The sequence below is a fragment of the Phyllobacterium zundukense genome (genome assembly GCF_025452195.1).
GTDB classification, from domain to species: domain Bacteria; phylum Pseudomonadota; class Alphaproteobacteria; order Rhizobiales; family Rhizobiaceae; genus Phyllobacterium; species Phyllobacterium zundukense_A.
In genome coordinates, this window is sequence record NZ_CP104972.1 from 535077 (window position 1) to 548659 (window position 13583).

The following is a 13583-nucleotide window of genomic DNA, read 5'->3' on the forward strand; positions in this document are numbered from 1 at the left end:
GCATGATTGGCCTCCAGAGCGTTTTTTTGGCCTCACTTTGCCACGGTGCAGGCCGCGACTCACTCCTGATGGGATCTCAAGGCACAAGACTGAAGCGCCTGAGCCCTTGAAATATGGCTTTCTCTCACCATATAAGGTTGGTCGACAAGATTAGTCCGGCCATTTCTGCAGGCTCCGATTGAGCGCAGAACCTTTACCGCACCACTCAAAGTTTGAATGCTGACATTTACGCAGCATACCTCTCCTTTGCTTGTATTCGACGGATTTTCAAAATGAACGGCTGCGGGCGATGCTGCGCGGCGAATGGATTCCAATATGCAAAATAATATCGAAATGAAACAAAGCGCGGTCAGCCCGCGTTCAATCGACCCCAAAATGCCGAACATGTTGCCGAGGAAAATCACGAGCCCGCGCCAAATGCTGGCGTCAGGATTCACACGCGAGGAAATGCGCCAGATCGTCGCCGAACAAATCGATTGAATATCCTGAATTTCAACCCTTGCGACGTCAAAGTCGCCACGTACCAAAGGAGTGAGCCGCCAAGCGGCTCAAGACCGAATGAATACAAGCCAAACTGGATCAACGAAGCGGCCAGGCATAGCCCCGCTGCATTCTTCCCTCAATCAGAAGCCTCAACACAGCTATGAGCAATATCTTTCCCGCGCTCGCGACGAAGAGCGTGCCGGAAACAGAATAGAAGCAGAGAACTACTATCAACACGCCGAGCACTATTTCCGGACGATCAAATAGGTTGTCAGGACTTTGAATACCGGGCTCGGAAGTTCCAAAATCAAGGACCACCCGCCAGGAACGCTGATTGAATAACGGATACAGGAAGAATTCCCAGGCCGAAGTGTCATCGACGCAGCTGAAATCGCATCAACAAAAGGAGCAGATTCCATGAATATTGTACCTGTGAAATGGGCCAAAAACCAAAAGCGTTTCGACGAGACGCTGCCCGACAATGATGATCATGTCACTGCGGGCCCCACGGCCACCCTTACGCGTCATGCAGGAACAACGTGCTCGCGAGGCGGCAAAAGCTGTCGAGGAATACGCAGCCAGCGGACGCGCCACCGAAGCCAAGACCGAACGCCTGCGCGCACTTCGCCTGGCTAGAGAGGCCGCCAATGATTCATCGAAAATGTCCAAGACAAATCGTTAGGGCGTAGTCGTTCTCATCGATTGAGACCTGCGCAGGTCCTCTTCGCCCGAATGTTTTTAGTCGTACGCATCGAAACTGTCTCTGTCGAACGATGAATGAAGTTCGGGGGCATCGTCTTCAAGTGGTGCCCCCTGCCGTAAACGGGCTGATAGCATTCCAGCTTTCACCTAACTCGTGCCTAGCCTGTTCCCGGTTACACGAATGTGCTGTTGGCTCATGGATCGACCTTCGTCCATACCTCGGGTGCCTGTCCTGATCGCTTGTTGGAGTCGAGTACGCCGATTGTCGACCACAGCGACGCCGATTTGGAAAAAGTTAACCGTTTATTAACCACGGTTTGTTGCAATACGTAACATTGTGTGACTAATAAGGGATGACTTTGACCAGCGGCATTCAATCGCAACTTGGCAAACAGCAAGGCGAAAGCCGTTCACAGCGCAGATTCGGCGGCAGCACCGTGGCCTCCATGACGACGCTGTGGGGTTTGATGCGGGCCTACTGGCTGTCAGAGAAGTGGATGGAAGCCTGGCTCCTGACTGCCGCGATCGCGGTTTTGACAGCAGCTGGAAGCAAGGCCAGCGTCTGGATGGCGGAGGCTTCAGGCGAGCTTCTCAACTCGATCGTCAATATCCATGATCCTTTCAGCCAACGTCCCCTCGGTATCATTCTTACGAACGTGGGCCTTCTCATTCTGATCATGTTTGTGAAGGAGGCAGGTTTTGTCGGCTTGCGCCATCTGTTTTCGACGACGCTGCAACGCAAGTGGCGCGGCTGGCTGAATTCTCGCTTCAACGATGCCCTCCTCGACAGCAATCATACGCATTATCACCTCCAGCAGGGGGAACGTGCGGAAATGCCTGACAATTTAGATCAGCGATTGCAAGAATCCATCAAAGGCATGACTGGCGGTGCAATCGGTCTCGCGATGGGGATTTTGGGCGTCGCGATGTCAATCATTTTCGTCGGGCAGAAGCTCATTGAGATGTCGACCGAAGTCAGCGGGCTTGAATTCCTCGGATCATATGGCAGCGCCATACTCGCTTTTGTGGCGATCGCTGTTTACGTCCCTCTCAGCACCTGGGTTGCACTGAGGATCGGCCGTATACTTGAAACGCTTACGCTGGAGATGCAGCAGACAGAGGGCAGTTACCGCAGCGAACTGACAACATTTCTTCGTCGCAGTTTCCAGGTGGCCGCTTCAAACGGCGAAAATGTGCAGCGTATCGCTAACACTCGCCTCTATTCAGGCATCGACAGAACTTGGTCCAAGTTGAACTGCTTTGATGCCGCATACATGTCATTCACGGCCGTCTATAACTTCTTCGCTGCTCGCGTGGTGGCTTATCTGCCCGGTCTGCTTCCTTATATGGGCAATACGATCAGCTTGAAGAGCTACATTACTGGAGCCGAGCTGGTCGGCTCAATGATCAACGAGTGCTCGTGGTTCATTCAGGTGATGCCCGCCATTGCCAATCTGAAGGCGAACGGAAGACGCGTCACTGAACTGGCACTAGCCGTTGAATCAGTCCAGCGGCCGAAGGATTTCTATCGGTCGAGCGGAATCAATGAATTCTCTTACGGCACACAGCACGAACTCTTCGGCATGACGGTGCGCAATCTCGAGCTCATGCATCGGTCGGATGCGGCGCAACCGTTCCTGTCTGCATCCCATCTGCATATCCACAAGGGTGAATGGGTCTACCTCAGGGGTGAGTCAGGCTGCGGGAAAACATGCCTGCTGAAGGCGCTGAACGGGCTTTGGGGATACGGGCGGGGTGACATAATCTATCCCGAAAACGCAACGGCAATGTACGCGGCGCAGGAAGTGAAGCTCCCTACAGTGTCTCTCAAGCAGCTAATTTGTCTACCGGACAATGAATCAGACTTTGGCGACCCCTCAGCAGCAGCGGCACTTCATCGCGCCGGGATGGGAGAATTCATCGAGAACCTCGAACGGGAGGACCGCGATGGCACTCCATGGGACCAGTTTCTGTCCGGCGGCCAAAAACAGAAACTCGTGCTTGCGAGAATCCTGCTGCACAAGCCAAATATATTGTTCCTTGACGAGGCCACAGGTGCTCTCGATCCAGAATCCAAAATTGCATTCCATCAGGCCATCAAGGATCATTGCCAGGGTATCACGGTCATCAGTGTGATGCACGAGCAGGAAACACCGAAATCGTCTCGCGGATCCGAGTTTTATTCGCAGATGCTGGAAATCAGGAACGGACTTGCCGAACTCCACGACATTCAGCCGACGCTGGGACGGGTTGAGGTGCCGAACTTCGTGCGGCGAAGATATTCAATGGTTGCCGCTGAATAGCACAAATCGCTGGGCAAGCAGGTCGAATAAACCAGCGCATAGTTCGGGAGATTTGCCATGAGCAAGCTCAGCTGACCCAGTATTTGGGAACGGCTTGCATTTAACAGACTGCAACCTCTGGGTCTGGCAATCATTTCGACGGGCCTGATGACATCGGCGATAGCCTACTGTGGAGCGGCAATTGGGTAAGGGGCGTTTGCTGTCGTCTTCGGCCCTGGCAGCGGCCTTTTAAGCACTGCGCAGGGGACGCTTCTGCTGGCGCTGGTCGGCAGCATGGGTTACGGCGAGCGCGTTGGATAGTCCACGGCTGTCCGTCTGGTTGCATCGTCCGAGCACCGTTTGTATCTGCCTTCACCATGCATCGGCTGGGCATCGGACCGTCCCTGCTGACTTGTGTCGCCATCGGGTCACTGGCAGCAACGGCGTTCGCGCCTATTGAACGGCAGCTGCGCATACGACCGAAGGAACTGTTTCGGCAACCAGGGTGACGGTATCGCGAAGGGTTGCCTCGTCATTTGCCCGAATGTTTCACAAGGAACGCGAGAAGCCCGCAGTCACGACAGCGCTACGCTGATGGGTCGAAACGCGTCCCTGATCATCGTGGCCATACCATCAATAGCGGCGCTTTTCATGCGAGGATTGCGTCTGAGCACCACATTCGAGCAATCAATCTGGGGAAAGCCGTCTGCTTCCGTCAGGGCGCGACAACCGGCCGGAATATTGCTGCTGGCAAGGGGCGCGATCGCCAGTCCCGAGACGGCCGCAATCTTGAGTCCGCCGCTCGTGTCGCAACTATAGGCCACGCGATAGTTGATTTTGGCTTTGTCCAAGGATCCCACAGCAAATTTCCTGCACCAGCTGGAGCGCTCATAGATCGCAACCGGGACGACGTCACTCTCATGAACGCAGTGGACTTCCGAGGTCACCCAGACCGTCGGATCAACAAAAAGCACCTCCCCGGTCGTCGGCTGCTCCTGATCGAAAATCACCGCAAGATCGAGTTCGTCCGCGTCGATGGCCGCCAACTGTGCGGCGGAATATCCACATTTCACCGTCACTTCGACATGCGGATGCTGGCTGGCGAAGGCTGCCAACGCGCGCGGCAGTACGGTGTAGCCATACTCTTCCGGAATACCGATCCGCACGGGACCGCCGAGCGGTTTTGCCCGGATCGCGGCGGCCGCCTCGTCGAGCAAGCCGATGACCCTGTTGGCGCTGACGAGCAGGAGCTTTCCTTGTGGCGTCAGTGCCACGCCGCGTGAGCCTCGCTCAAAAAGGCTCACGCCCAAGGTCTTTTCGAGCCGCTTGATCTGAATGCTGACCGCCGATTGTGTTCTGCCGACCTGTTCTGCAGCGCGGGTGACATTCCCGGCAGCAGCCACGGCCACAAACGTACGCAGCAGTTCACTGTCCAATGGCAGATTCACAACGATGCTTTCGATAAAAATTTCAGATGGGAGCTATGATTTCTATTCGTTTGTTAAATGTCAAGCTCTGGCGAATCCTGTGCCTCTGTCCAGGAGCGCCAAATGCACAACGTCCGACATCGTGTGATACAATTCTTCAGAGTGTGGCGGGCCGCCAGACATGAGCGGCAGTTGTTGTTGGAGATATTGAACAAGCCAAGCGATCGACTGCTCGTCGACGCCGGCATCACCAGGGAGGATGCACTTCGGGTCGTCCGCAGCGATCTGAGGATGCAACTCTGGTGGTGTTCGTCAGTCCCACAGTGTATCTCCCAATACGCGCACCGCAGTTGGTTTGATTTTCGATACAATTGAGCGGCATACCACACTGACACGTCCCGGAGGCCGATCATGGCAGCACAACACGTTCACGAAATCGATGCGGCGATAAAGGAACTCATTTCATCCCGCCGGCAGGAAATCCTGCAGATTGCCCAAAACGGGGCAAACCCGGGTCCATTGAAGAACGTCGTGGAGATACAATCGGCGATTGATGCCTTGTATCGCGCACGCGAACAGGAGAGTACCATCATGACTGTGTTCGACCATTTGGCGCGATACAGGTCAGAAACAGCAAGTTCCAAAAGCAGGTCGCGCAAGGGAGCCGGATAGAGAACCTTGACCGCTTGTCGACCTGCCATACCCAAGCGGCCCGCAGCAGCGGCATGTTGTCCATGGCTGTTACAGTTACGTACTTGTGTTTCCCTACATGCTGTCGGCACAGTTTGGCCCAAATCAAATTGGCAGCAGCGATCTTCGATCGCAAGGGGGATGTCAATATGGCCAAGAAAGCTCCGGTTATTTACCGCGCGCTCTGGAAAGAGCCACTGCTGCATTTCGCTCTCATTGGCTCGGTAGTATTTGGCGGCTACCATTGGCTCCACGGCTTTCCGAAGAACGACGATCAAGTCGAACCGATACACGTCGGCGAAGGCGACCTGAAGGGCAATCTAACCAAATCCATATTATTCCGTCTTTTCAATGAATTAGGTAGCATCTAGTGGTCTTTGCTACCTAATTTCCGCAAAAGTGGCATCAACGTTCGTTTAAAGATGCTGAAAATGCGTATTCGGATTGAACCTGAGGGTCAACAACTCCTCTGTAATCGCGCCATAGACCCAAGTGATACTGCCGCAGCGATGTTCCCTGTCGGCTCGGCGTCTGTTTGCATGGCACCGCGCGTCAGCGTCCTGCTTCCCTCACCACTCGCCTTCCCTTACAATCCCTTCCCGACACAGGGGAGTTCTGCCATGAGCGAAGACGCCTTCAACATTTCTATCCGCAAGTTCCTGAAGGAAGTCGGCGTCACCTCACAGCGCAAGATCGAGGAGGCGGTGCGCGAAAGGCAGATCAGCGGCAAGAAGCTGAAGGTCCGCATGACGCTGACGGCGGAAGGCACGGGCCTCACCCACGTGGTGGAGGGCGAGATCGAACTTCCGTAGGCTTGGCGAAGCAATCAAGCGCGTCGACGCGGACGAAGCAAAGAGGCGGCGTTTACCGCTGGTGCAGTTTGGAGCTTTCTGAGCTAGACGATCCGGGTACCGCGGGTAACCAGAACGTTCCAACATATCCATCAGACCAGCTATGGATGGAGTTGTCATGAAGAAGGCTGTCGTCAGGGTTGTCTGTGCCATCGGCCAAGCGGGGCAGCTCGGCCTCAAAGGCGGCCTTCCATGGGAAAGCGACCGGTCGCCGGAGTTCGTCGCTGACGTTGCACGGTTCTTCGACCTCACGAGAGGACACGTCTTGCTCGCCGGCCCCAAGACGATCGCGAGCGTTCCGGATTTTGCTCGGGCGGATCGGGAACTTGTCGTCGTTCGCTCCAGCATGGATCCCGAGGACACACTCAGGCGCTTTGCCGGCCGTGTCGTCTTCATCGGCGGCGGCCCACCGGTCTGGGACGCCTACGCACGCTTCGTCAGCCACTGGGATGTCACGCGGCTGCCCTATGACGGGCCGGCGGACCGCTGGTTCGATGCAAGATGGCTTACGGGAGGTGGCGAAGTTACCAGAAATCACCGCGACCAATGAAGACCCGGCTCGTATCGATTCTGCGCTTTTTTATCGACATGAAACGCCGCGTCACAACCGGCAAGCTGCTGTAAGCGACTTCCTCATTTCCTAAGCTTCAATATTTTCTGTTTGGTCAGCGGGAATTCCAAACACACCGATTGGTCTTTCAAGGCCTTTAAGCGTATAGGACCCCAAGCTCTTCACTTGGGTTTCAACCCCGGCCAACTTCACGAAAGCCTCTGAGAGGAGAACGGAATGTCCGATCTGCTTGGTAAGACTTTCGAGGCGTGACGCAATGTTAACGGCTGGCCCAATGACGGTGAAGTCAAGCCGCGATCGCGAGCCGATATTGCCGTACATTACATCTCCTGCGTGGACACCGATGCCGTATGCTAGCGGTTCGCGCCCCGCTGCAGTATGCTCTTTATTCAATGCGGTGACCGCTGTTTGCGCTTCGCTGATCGCCTTGAGAAGATCGGCGCATGCTGTGGAATTGCTAAGCGGGAAAATCGCCAGAAGTCCGTCGCCCATGAATTTGAGAATTTCCCCGCCATGCTTCTCAATGGGCTCGGACATCGCGTCGAAATAGCCATTTAGAAGCTCGATCACGTCGTCGCGTGGCCAGGCGTCCGATATGGCAGTGAAATTGCGTAGATCGCAGATCAAGATCGCTGCTCCCACGGTCGATCCGCTGCCACGGCTGGTAGCGCCAGCGAGTATCTGTTCGCTCGCGTGTGGTCCGACATAGGTTTCTAACAACGTGCGCGCCAAGCGGTTCTTGAGTCTGATCTCACTGACGAGAGCCAGCGCGGGCAGAACGTCAGCAAACAAGACCAAGTGTTCCTGACTGAATCCTTGCGGCTTGTCACTGACGAAGCTGACCACGTGCCGCTTGCCCTGAGTATGGATCAGCGGCCACGCAACATAATCCGTAAGGCCCTCGTTACCCAGCTGCCTCCAGAGTGGATAGCGCGATGCGGCCTGGCTCCCGTCATCGATACGTTGCCGCAACTCGCTTGCCCCCCTTCTGATCTCATATACCGGACTTTCAAGATATTCTGCAGTCTCTTCAACACCGTGTTCAAATGTGTCGATCTTCGCCTCCGTGATCCCCTTATGCCACAAGATTCGGGCACCGAACCATTGGGGATGCTGGATAGCAAAGTGGAGCGTTGCCCGGCCAATGGGAACGCCGGCATCTAGTAGCCTCTCGCACATCTCTACAAAGATGTTGTCAATGAAACGTTCGTTCTGAGTTTCCATCACCAGCCAGTCGAGAACATTTCTCCTTTTCGCCGGCCAGGCGCCGCTGTCAGCCGCCGATGCCAAATTTATCTGCATGACCACGCTCCATTGATCTGAGTCTGAAGAAAACTTGTGTGTTTAGCCCCATCAAAAGTTCGGACTACATGTGGCTCATCCAAGGATGAATTATAAGGTCCTGACGGCGACAATGCGCCGAAAATGACAAACCGCGTGATCGCGTCGCCGGAGTTGGCCACAGCACTGATACTTTTTGACAATTTACTTCCAAAGAAGCGCTGCTTCGCTTATGCGAATGCTGCCCGCTCGACTTATATGCTTCCCGTACTTCGTAGACGGGCTTATTTGAAAGCGGCACGAACCACAGCTCGAACATTTTCAGGAGTGTCTTCAATAATGCTCGGACCAGTACAACCGTCCTGCAGTACCTGAATGGAGGGCACACCGTTGCTATCGATCACCGTTTCCAGCGCAAGCACGACCTCTGTCGGGCCCTTCCATTCTGCGGGCATGCCAAAAGTAGAATATGTCCATGGCACATCCCAAACTTTTAGAGACGGCCCTTTCAAGGTTTCTATGACTTCGAACTGAAATTGGGCTGCCCGTTTCGATTCCAACTTTTGATATTGTAGAACCCGGCCTCGAAACCCACGTCCGCTTTTGAGAAAAAATCATAGCTGAAACGTTTGTTGCCGATACATGCCGACGATGAACCGAGGGCGAGGCCCGTGAACATGCTGTCAGGAGTATCACTACTACGGATGTCTGGTGCCTTACCTTACTGATGGCCTTCTGCATTCAAATCCTGCTCGTTATGGTGGTGAATTTATTGAATCGCAATTGCTGCTTACGTGGTACGGCACGGCATGAAACATTATTACAAAAAAAGATTCGGCTGCTACACTTTGTCAACAGGCCCTAGTATGCAATCTGCCCGGTAACAGTTGCTGGAGGATCATCTGTCGGAAATAAGGGCCTCTACGACCGAAGACCCCGACTTCACCCCGTCGGGTGTGTCAACCTGAACCGTCATTCTGAAAGGATACTGGGTAATATGGTCAGAGATCATCCCAATGCCGATCCACACTGCGAACGTCAGCACGAAGAAGCCTAGAAATTTCAGAAACATCTTGCCTCCAGCGACACCGGAAGGATGCCCGGTTTGAGACAACTTAAGGGGGACCAGCTAAGGTCAGGTATAGCATTTTGTTAAAATTCGACTGGCTGGCCCAGGCGAAATGCGTCGCGACGATCAGGATTCCCGGACGATCCTGGGACACCAAAGTTCTCGAGGTATCGGCTGTTAGGTCATCCCGAGCGAATCTGATCCACCTATGACGTTAAAACACCTGCTGGCAGCGTCTGCCAACGGCGTCGAGAAGGCACCCCGGCTCTCACCAAGCAACATCTATGAATGGTATCTACCTGAGCGACCAGGATAAGCTTTTTCGCCACACCTACAGCAGAACCCGCTATATCAACGTTCATGTCGTTCAATATCTTTGGCCAACAATTCCAGCGCGATGGTAAGTCGGATATTGGACGATTTGCCTCGCAGCCCCTTCTTGTAGTCAAGTAAGCTTTCCGCATTCCAGATCGGATGTTGGCTTTCGTCAATGCGACTCAATTCCAACTTAAGAATTGTATGATCGTCTGTGATGATGTGAATTATATCTTCGCCTTGTTCAGGTATACACTTAATGATGTAGGCAGACGTCAAAGCTGGCTTCAAATGAAAAATCGCATCACGGATTCGTTTGTTCTTGTCCGAAAAAGATATTGATGCGACTCGACCAGTTGTTTTCTAATATCGCTTTCGATCTTACTTCCTATCAATTTAATTTTATAACACTTGGCGTTGCCGTAATTAAGTTCCCAGCCGCATCACTCATGACGGTCATTATAGATGTGGGTCTTGAGCTATTGAACTTATCAACCCCAATAGCATAGCGCAGTTGCCTCGCCGGTTGCATAATCGAACTTGTTGCGCCCCGCCGTCAGGCGCAGATCCTTGCCGTAGACTGGACCGTCGACCCGAACACTGCGCGATACCACGTCGAAAAGGTCGACACCTCCCTGCCCTGATGCGAAGTTGGCAGCGAGGACAGCTTATAGGTACTGTTGGGATTGATACGAGCGTGGCCTCAAGAGGTTGGCGATGAAACCGGAGAAACCCTCGATCTACATAACTGGAGCATCGTGTTCAGGAGTGACAACGCTAGGCAGTGGCCTTGCCGCAGCGTTGGGAGTCCGCCATGTGGATTGTGATGACTTCTATTGGTACCCGACCAATCCCCCGTTCTCGACTAAGCGTCCCCCTGCCGATCGCGTCCGCCTGATCGAAGAAGCGCTAGGCGAGGATGGCTGGGTGTTGTCCGGATCATTCGACGGATGGGGAGATACTTTAATCGAGAACGTCAATCTGATTGTATTTGTGTACACTCCGACGCCAATTCGGATGGAACGGCTATTGGGGCGGGAACATGAACGATACGGAAACCGAATATTACAATCGGGCGATATGTACGAAATCCATACAGCGTTTGCCGCTTGGGCTGCTCAATATGACAAACCGGATTTTCCGGGACGGAATTTAGCGCGGCACGAGGCGTGGTTGGAGACACAAATTGCACCTGTACTACATCTTGATGGAACCAAAGCGCCTTGGATTCTCGTCTCCCAAGTTCTCGCCGATCTGCCAGATCCAATTAAGACGCTGGGAGGAAGTCCACTAGCTTCGCCGAGGGGATAACATCCATCATGTCCTTCATCGCACTTCGCACGGCGATCTTCGCGCCCTCGATTCTATCGTCGTCGGTTGAACCCCTATTTTAATGCGAGTTTTCCGTATTGGCCTTTGGTCCGCGCCGAGCATAATTCCCGCTTCACGGCAACATGAACAAAATGCCACATTTTCCTGACAATATTCCTGCTGAAACAAGGTTGAGTGACGATGAAGCGCAAGTCAAAATCCCCGGAGAGCCCCTTAGACAAACACACTGTGGAAGAGCTGGAATTTCAGGAGCGTCTGATTATCAAGTACATGAAGGAGGGCATGACGCGCGAGGAAGCGGCAATGCAAGCGCTCGCCGATTTGCGGGAGAAAATGGATCGGCGCTGAAATGGTATATCCGGCATCGACGGGTCTGGTTAAACCAGCGTATATTGTGACCGATTTGCTGAACCTATGCTAGGATAGCTTCCAACAATGAGCTTCCTATTTAGGAGCAGCCGATGGGAAAATCAGGAACAATCTTATTGACGTTGGCTTTAGCCGCTATGTTGGCGTCCGGCTCGGCCAGCATATCGATGGCGCACGGTAAAAGTCATGGCGCTCATAGCTACCAAGGGTATCGCATTAGCGGACTTTGGCGTGCGAATGGTTATTGGTATCCACAATTTAAAGACTGCTATTTCCCGTACCGTTACGATTTGCCCGTCTATTGCGACGAATCCACCCAACGCTTTTCGAAGCGGAACGAGTGGCGACGGGCTCCAAAGTTTATCAGAAAATAAGGTAGAGCGACTGGCTCTGCAGTTCACCAGCAAGTGTCACAATGCGGTCATACGGCAGAAGACCCGTGGTTTCGGTATCCGCTACAATCACCCGCTTTTTGCGCGTGTGGACGCTGGATCCATCCATAAGATCCTGTCATGGATCGCTGTTGGACAAAGCCGCCAATCGACGCTTTGAAGGCTACCACAAACGACTTTCTGCCGCTTGGAAGAACCGTCTATGGTGGCAGAATTTTGAACGAACGCTTAATGCCGGTCATCTGCGCGCATTTCTGAAACGCCTGCCGGATTTCGACGACATGGAGGCGGAAGAGAAGGCGCTTGCATACGTTTATCACTATCCGGATGTCCACCGCGCCTTGGCATTCCTGTTGTCGTGGCCAGCGCTGGATCAGGCGGCGAGGCTTGCGATTTCGAGGGCAGCAGAACTTGATGGCGACCGTTATGAATTCCTGACATCCGCAGCCGAGGCGCTGCGGGATAAACACGCCTGGCATCAGTCATCACGCTGCGCGCAATGATCGACTTCGCGCTCGACCGCGCAGGGACCGCCCGATACAAGCACGCTGCCCGTCATTTAGCTGAAGCCAAGCGGCTTTCAGCGGGGATCAGGGATCGCAGCCCAATTATTCTCATGAAGACTACGTCGCGGACCTTGGATCCAAGCACGGGAGCAGGACGAGGTTTTGGAAGCTTGCCGTTTGAACCGACGTTTCGTGAACATAACCCGTCGTCTCCAAAAGATAAAAGACCCCTCGCGCTAATGATGACCCTGTGGAAGAGAGTCCGCCGCTTAGCTAGTTGTGGAACCTCAACAGGTTGTCCCGATCCAGGCCGAGACGGCTGATAGGTGGTTTTGATCCTAAACTGCCGTGCGGCCTGTGCCAATTGTAGCGATGAAGCCAGTGCGGCAGCTCCTCCGTGCGTTCTTGAGAGTTGTTGTAAGCACGAGCGTAAGCCCATTCGCGTAGGCTCGTCTGAATGAAGCGTTCGGCCTTACCATTGGTCTTAGGCGTGTATGGTCTTGTGAAGACTTGACGCAAGCCCAGACGTTTGCAGGCTGTGCGGAAAGCCTTTGACCGGTAGCATGACCCGTTGTCGGTCATCACGCGCTCGATACAGATACCCAGCTTCGCATAGTAGGCGACGGCAGCCTCCAGGAAGGCAACGGCGCTCTCTTTGCGCTCATCTGGCATGACCTGCACAAAAGCGACCCGCGAAGCGTCATCAATGCAGACGTGGACGAACTCCCAGCCGATGCCCAGATGGCGGTTGACAACGCCCGTTTGCCGTCCGGTGATGCGGTGTCCCACCGAGCCAATACGGCCAAGCTTCTTAATGTCGAGATGAATGAGTTCGCCCGGATGTTCCCGTTCATAGCGGCGCACGGGTTCGGGATCCAGGGCGCTCAGTTTGTTGAGGCCCAACCGGCGCAGAACACGGCTGACAGTTGCCGGCGAGACGCCGACCTCGGCAGCGATCTGCTTGCCTGTCCAACGCTGGCGGCGTAACCGCTCAATCGTCCCGACAATGGCTTCAGGGGTCGGCCGGCGCAAGCGATGTGGTCGCGACGAACGATCCTCCAGTCCGCTCAAGCCCTCGCGGCGATACCGATCGACCCATTTGCGCACCGTCCGCGGGCACACGCCTGCGGCTTCGGCAACGGCCTGCGGCGTCTGCCCGCCCTCGACCTGGCTCACAATTCGCTCTCGACCATACCGCGTAAGACGGGCATTCTTGTGGATGTTCATCCGGTCCTCCAAGAGTCACTGAAGCTTCGACAACCTCAGTCTCCCCGGTTTGGACCGGATGGACAACCTATTGAAAGCTCACAGCT

At 54.3% G+C, this 13583-nt stretch carries 16 protein-coding genes and 1 pseudogene; 11 read left to right on the forward strand and 6 right to left on the reverse strand.

Annotation, left to right across the window (positions count from 1 at the left end; all coding sequences use genetic code 11):
* Window positions 1-59: 59 nt before the first annotated feature.
* A complete protein-coding gene (locus tag N8E88_RS10080; protein WP_262291631.1) occupies window positions 60-527 on the reverse strand; it encodes a hypothetical protein in 468 nt (155 codons plus the stop codon).
* 31 nt (window positions 528-558) lie between these two features.
* Here N8E88_RS10080 and N8E88_RS10085 point away from each other — a divergent pair, with 31 nt between their 5' ends.
* From N8E88_RS10085 to N8E88_RS10095, 3 genes are all read left to right on the forward strand, one after another.
* A complete protein-coding gene (locus N8E88_RS10085; protein WP_262291632.1) occupies window positions 559-750 on the forward strand; it encodes a DUF4167 domain-containing protein in 192 nt (63 codons plus the stop codon).
* Between the two features lie 223 nt (window positions 751-973).
* The gene (locus N8E88_RS10090) at window positions 974-1165 is read left to right on the forward strand and encodes a hypothetical protein (protein ID WP_262291633.1); all 192 of its coding nucleotides are present in this window, start codon (window positions 974-976) and stop codon (window positions 1163-1165) included.
* A gap of 466 nt (window positions 1166-1631) precedes the next feature.
* A complete protein-coding gene (locus N8E88_RS10095) occupies window positions 1632-3488 on the forward strand; it encodes an ABC transporter ATP-binding protein/permease (RefSeq protein WP_262292403.1) in 1857 nt (618 codons plus the stop codon).
* A 554-nt stretch (window positions 3489-4042) separates the two neighbouring features.
* Here the strand turns inward: N8E88_RS10095 and N8E88_RS10105 are convergent.
* A complete protein-coding gene (locus N8E88_RS10105; protein ID WP_262291634.1) occupies window positions 4043-4915 on the reverse strand; it encodes a LysR family transcriptional regulator in 873 nt (290 codons plus the stop codon).
* Between the two features lie 390 nt (window positions 4916-5305).
* Between N8E88_RS10105 and N8E88_RS10110 the strand changes: the two genes are divergently transcribed.
* The 4 genes from N8E88_RS10110 to N8E88_RS10125 all read left to right on the forward strand — a co-directional run bounded on the left by N8E88_RS10110 (window position 5306) and on the right by N8E88_RS10125 (window position 6985).
* Entirely contained in the window at window positions 5306-5566 is a 261-nt protein-coding gene (locus tag N8E88_RS10110; RefSeq protein ID WP_262292431.1) for a hypothetical protein, read from the forward strand.
* A 167-nt stretch (window positions 5567-5733) separates the two neighbouring features.
* Window positions 5734-5955 (forward strand): hypothetical protein, encoded by a 222-nt coding sequence (locus N8E88_RS10115; protein ID WP_262292432.1) that lies wholly within the window; start codon window positions 5734-5736, stop codon window positions 5953-5955.
* A gap of 249 nt (window positions 5956-6204) precedes the next feature.
* Window positions 6205-6396: a DUF6494 family protein gene (locus tag N8E88_RS10120; RefSeq protein ID WP_262291635.1), complete on the forward strand. Its 192-nt coding sequence runs from the start codon at window positions 6205-6207 to the stop codon at window positions 6394-6396.
* A gap of 157 nt (window positions 6397-6553) precedes the next feature.
* Window positions 6554-6985: a thymidylate synthase family protein gene (locus N8E88_RS10125; protein ID WP_262291636.1), complete on the forward strand. Its 432-nt coding sequence runs from the start codon at window positions 6554-6556 to the stop codon at window positions 6983-6985.
* A 90-nt stretch (window positions 6986-7075) separates the two neighbouring features.
* Here N8E88_RS10125 and N8E88_RS10130 read toward each other — a convergent pair whose 3' ends face one another.
* Both N8E88_RS10130 and N8E88_RS10135 read right to left on the reverse strand, forming a co-directional pair.
* Entirely contained in the window at window positions 7076-8308 is a 1233-nt protein-coding gene (locus N8E88_RS10130; protein WP_262291637.1) for an adenylate/guanylate cyclase domain-containing protein, read from the reverse strand.
* An 877-nt stretch (window positions 8309-9185) separates the two neighbouring features.
* Window positions 9186-9359 (reverse strand): hypothetical protein, encoded by a 174-nt coding sequence (locus N8E88_RS10135; protein ID WP_262291638.1) that lies wholly within the window; start codon window positions 9357-9359, stop codon window positions 9186-9188.
* A 1029-nt stretch (window positions 9360-10388) separates the two neighbouring features.
* Between N8E88_RS10135 and N8E88_RS10140 the strand changes: the two genes are divergently transcribed.
* The gene (locus N8E88_RS10140) at window positions 10389-10982 is read left to right on the forward strand and encodes a P-loop NTPase family protein (RefSeq protein ID WP_262291639.1); all 594 of its coding nucleotides are present in this window, start codon (window positions 10389-10391) and stop codon (window positions 10980-10982) included.
* A gap of 201 nt (window positions 10983-11183) precedes the next feature.
* Entirely contained in the window at window positions 11184-11351 is a 168-nt protein-coding gene (locus tag N8E88_RS10145) for a hypothetical protein (RefSeq protein ID WP_162701954.1), read from the forward strand.
* Window positions 11352-11738: 387 nt separating this feature from the next.
* On the opposite strand, the pseudogene N8E88_RS10150 reads toward N8E88_RS10145, so the two are convergent.
* Window positions 11739-11873, reverse strand: a pseudogene (locus N8E88_RS10150) (DNA polymerase III subunit epsilon); the annotation flags it as partial.
* 22 nt (window positions 11874-11895) lie between these two features.
* Here N8E88_RS10150 and N8E88_RS10155 point away from each other — a divergent pair.
* Together N8E88_RS10155 and N8E88_RS31780 are read left to right on the forward strand one after the other, a co-directional pair.
* Window positions 11896-12267 (forward strand): DUF6880 family protein, encoded by a 372-nt coding sequence (locus N8E88_RS10155; protein ID WP_262291640.1) that lies wholly within the window; start codon window positions 11896-11898, stop codon window positions 12265-12267.
* Window positions 12264-12593, forward strand: a complete 330-nt coding sequence (locus tag N8E88_RS31780; protein ID WP_410010558.1) for a DUF6880 family protein — start codon at window positions 12264-12266, stop codon at window positions 12591-12593. The genes N8E88_RS10155 and N8E88_RS31780 overlap by 4 nt, the downstream gene beginning before the upstream one ends.
* On the opposite strand, the gene N8E88_RS10160 is transcribed toward N8E88_RS31780, so the two are convergent.
* Window positions 12544-13497: an IS481 family transposase gene (locus tag N8E88_RS10160; RefSeq protein ID WP_262291641.1), complete on the reverse strand. Its 954-nt coding sequence runs from the start codon at window positions 13495-13497 to the stop codon at window positions 12544-12546. The genes N8E88_RS31780 and N8E88_RS10160 overlap by 50 nt on opposite strands.
* Window positions 13498-13583: the final 86 nt, after the last annotated feature.

What these genes read in the sequence shown, in the direction of transcription:
- N8E88_RS31780 (WP_410010558.1), top strand. Translation starts at nt 12,264, where the DNA reads ATGATCGACTTCGCGCTCGACCGCGCAGGGACCGCCCGATACAAGCAC.
- N8E88_RS10090 (WP_262291633.1), top strand. Translation starts at nt 974, where the DNA reads ATGTCACTGCGGGCCCCACGGCCACCCTTACGCGTCATGCAGGAACAA.
- N8E88_RS10135 (WP_262291638.1), bottom strand. Translation starts at nt 9,359, where the DNA reads ATGTTTCTGAAATTTCTAGGCTTCTTCGTGCTGACGTTCGCAGTGTGG.
- N8E88_RS10095 (WP_262292403.1), top strand. Translation starts at nt 1,632, where the DNA reads ATGACGACGCTGTGGGGTTTGATGCGGGCCTACTGGCTGTCAGAGAAG.
- N8E88_RS10130 (WP_262291637.1), bottom strand. Translation starts at nt 8,308, where the DNA reads ATGCAGATAAATTTGGCATCGGCGGCTGACAGCGGCGCCTGGCCGGCG.
- N8E88_RS10085 (WP_262291632.1), top strand. Translation starts at nt 559, where the DNA reads ATGAATACAAGCCAAACTGGATCAACGAAGCGGCCAGGCATAGCCCCG.
- N8E88_RS10110 (WP_262292431.1), top strand. Translation starts at nt 5,306, where the DNA reads ATGGCAGCACAACACGTTCACGAAATCGATGCGGCGATAAAGGAACTC.
- N8E88_RS10120 (WP_262291635.1), top strand. Translation starts at nt 6,205, where the DNA reads ATGAGCGAAGACGCCTTCAACATTTCTATCCGCAAGTTCCTGAAGGAA.
- N8E88_RS10115 (WP_262292432.1), top strand. Translation starts at nt 5,734, where the DNA reads ATGGCCAAGAAAGCTCCGGTTATTTACCGCGCGCTCTGGAAAGAGCCA.
- N8E88_RS10125 (WP_262291636.1), top strand. Translation starts at nt 6,554, where the DNA reads ATGAAGAAGGCTGTCGTCAGGGTTGTCTGTGCCATCGGCCAAGCGGGG.
- N8E88_RS10140 (WP_262291639.1), top strand. Translation starts at nt 10,389, where the DNA reads ATGAAACCGGAGAAACCCTCGATCTACATAACTGGAGCATCGTGTTCA.
- N8E88_RS10145 (WP_162701954.1), top strand. Translation starts at nt 11,184, where the DNA reads ATGAAGCGCAAGTCAAAATCCCCGGAGAGCCCCTTAGACAAACACACT.
- N8E88_RS10160 (WP_262291641.1), bottom strand. Translation starts at nt 13,497, where the DNA reads ATGAACATCCACAAGAATGCCCGTCTTACGCGGTATGGTCGAGAGCGA.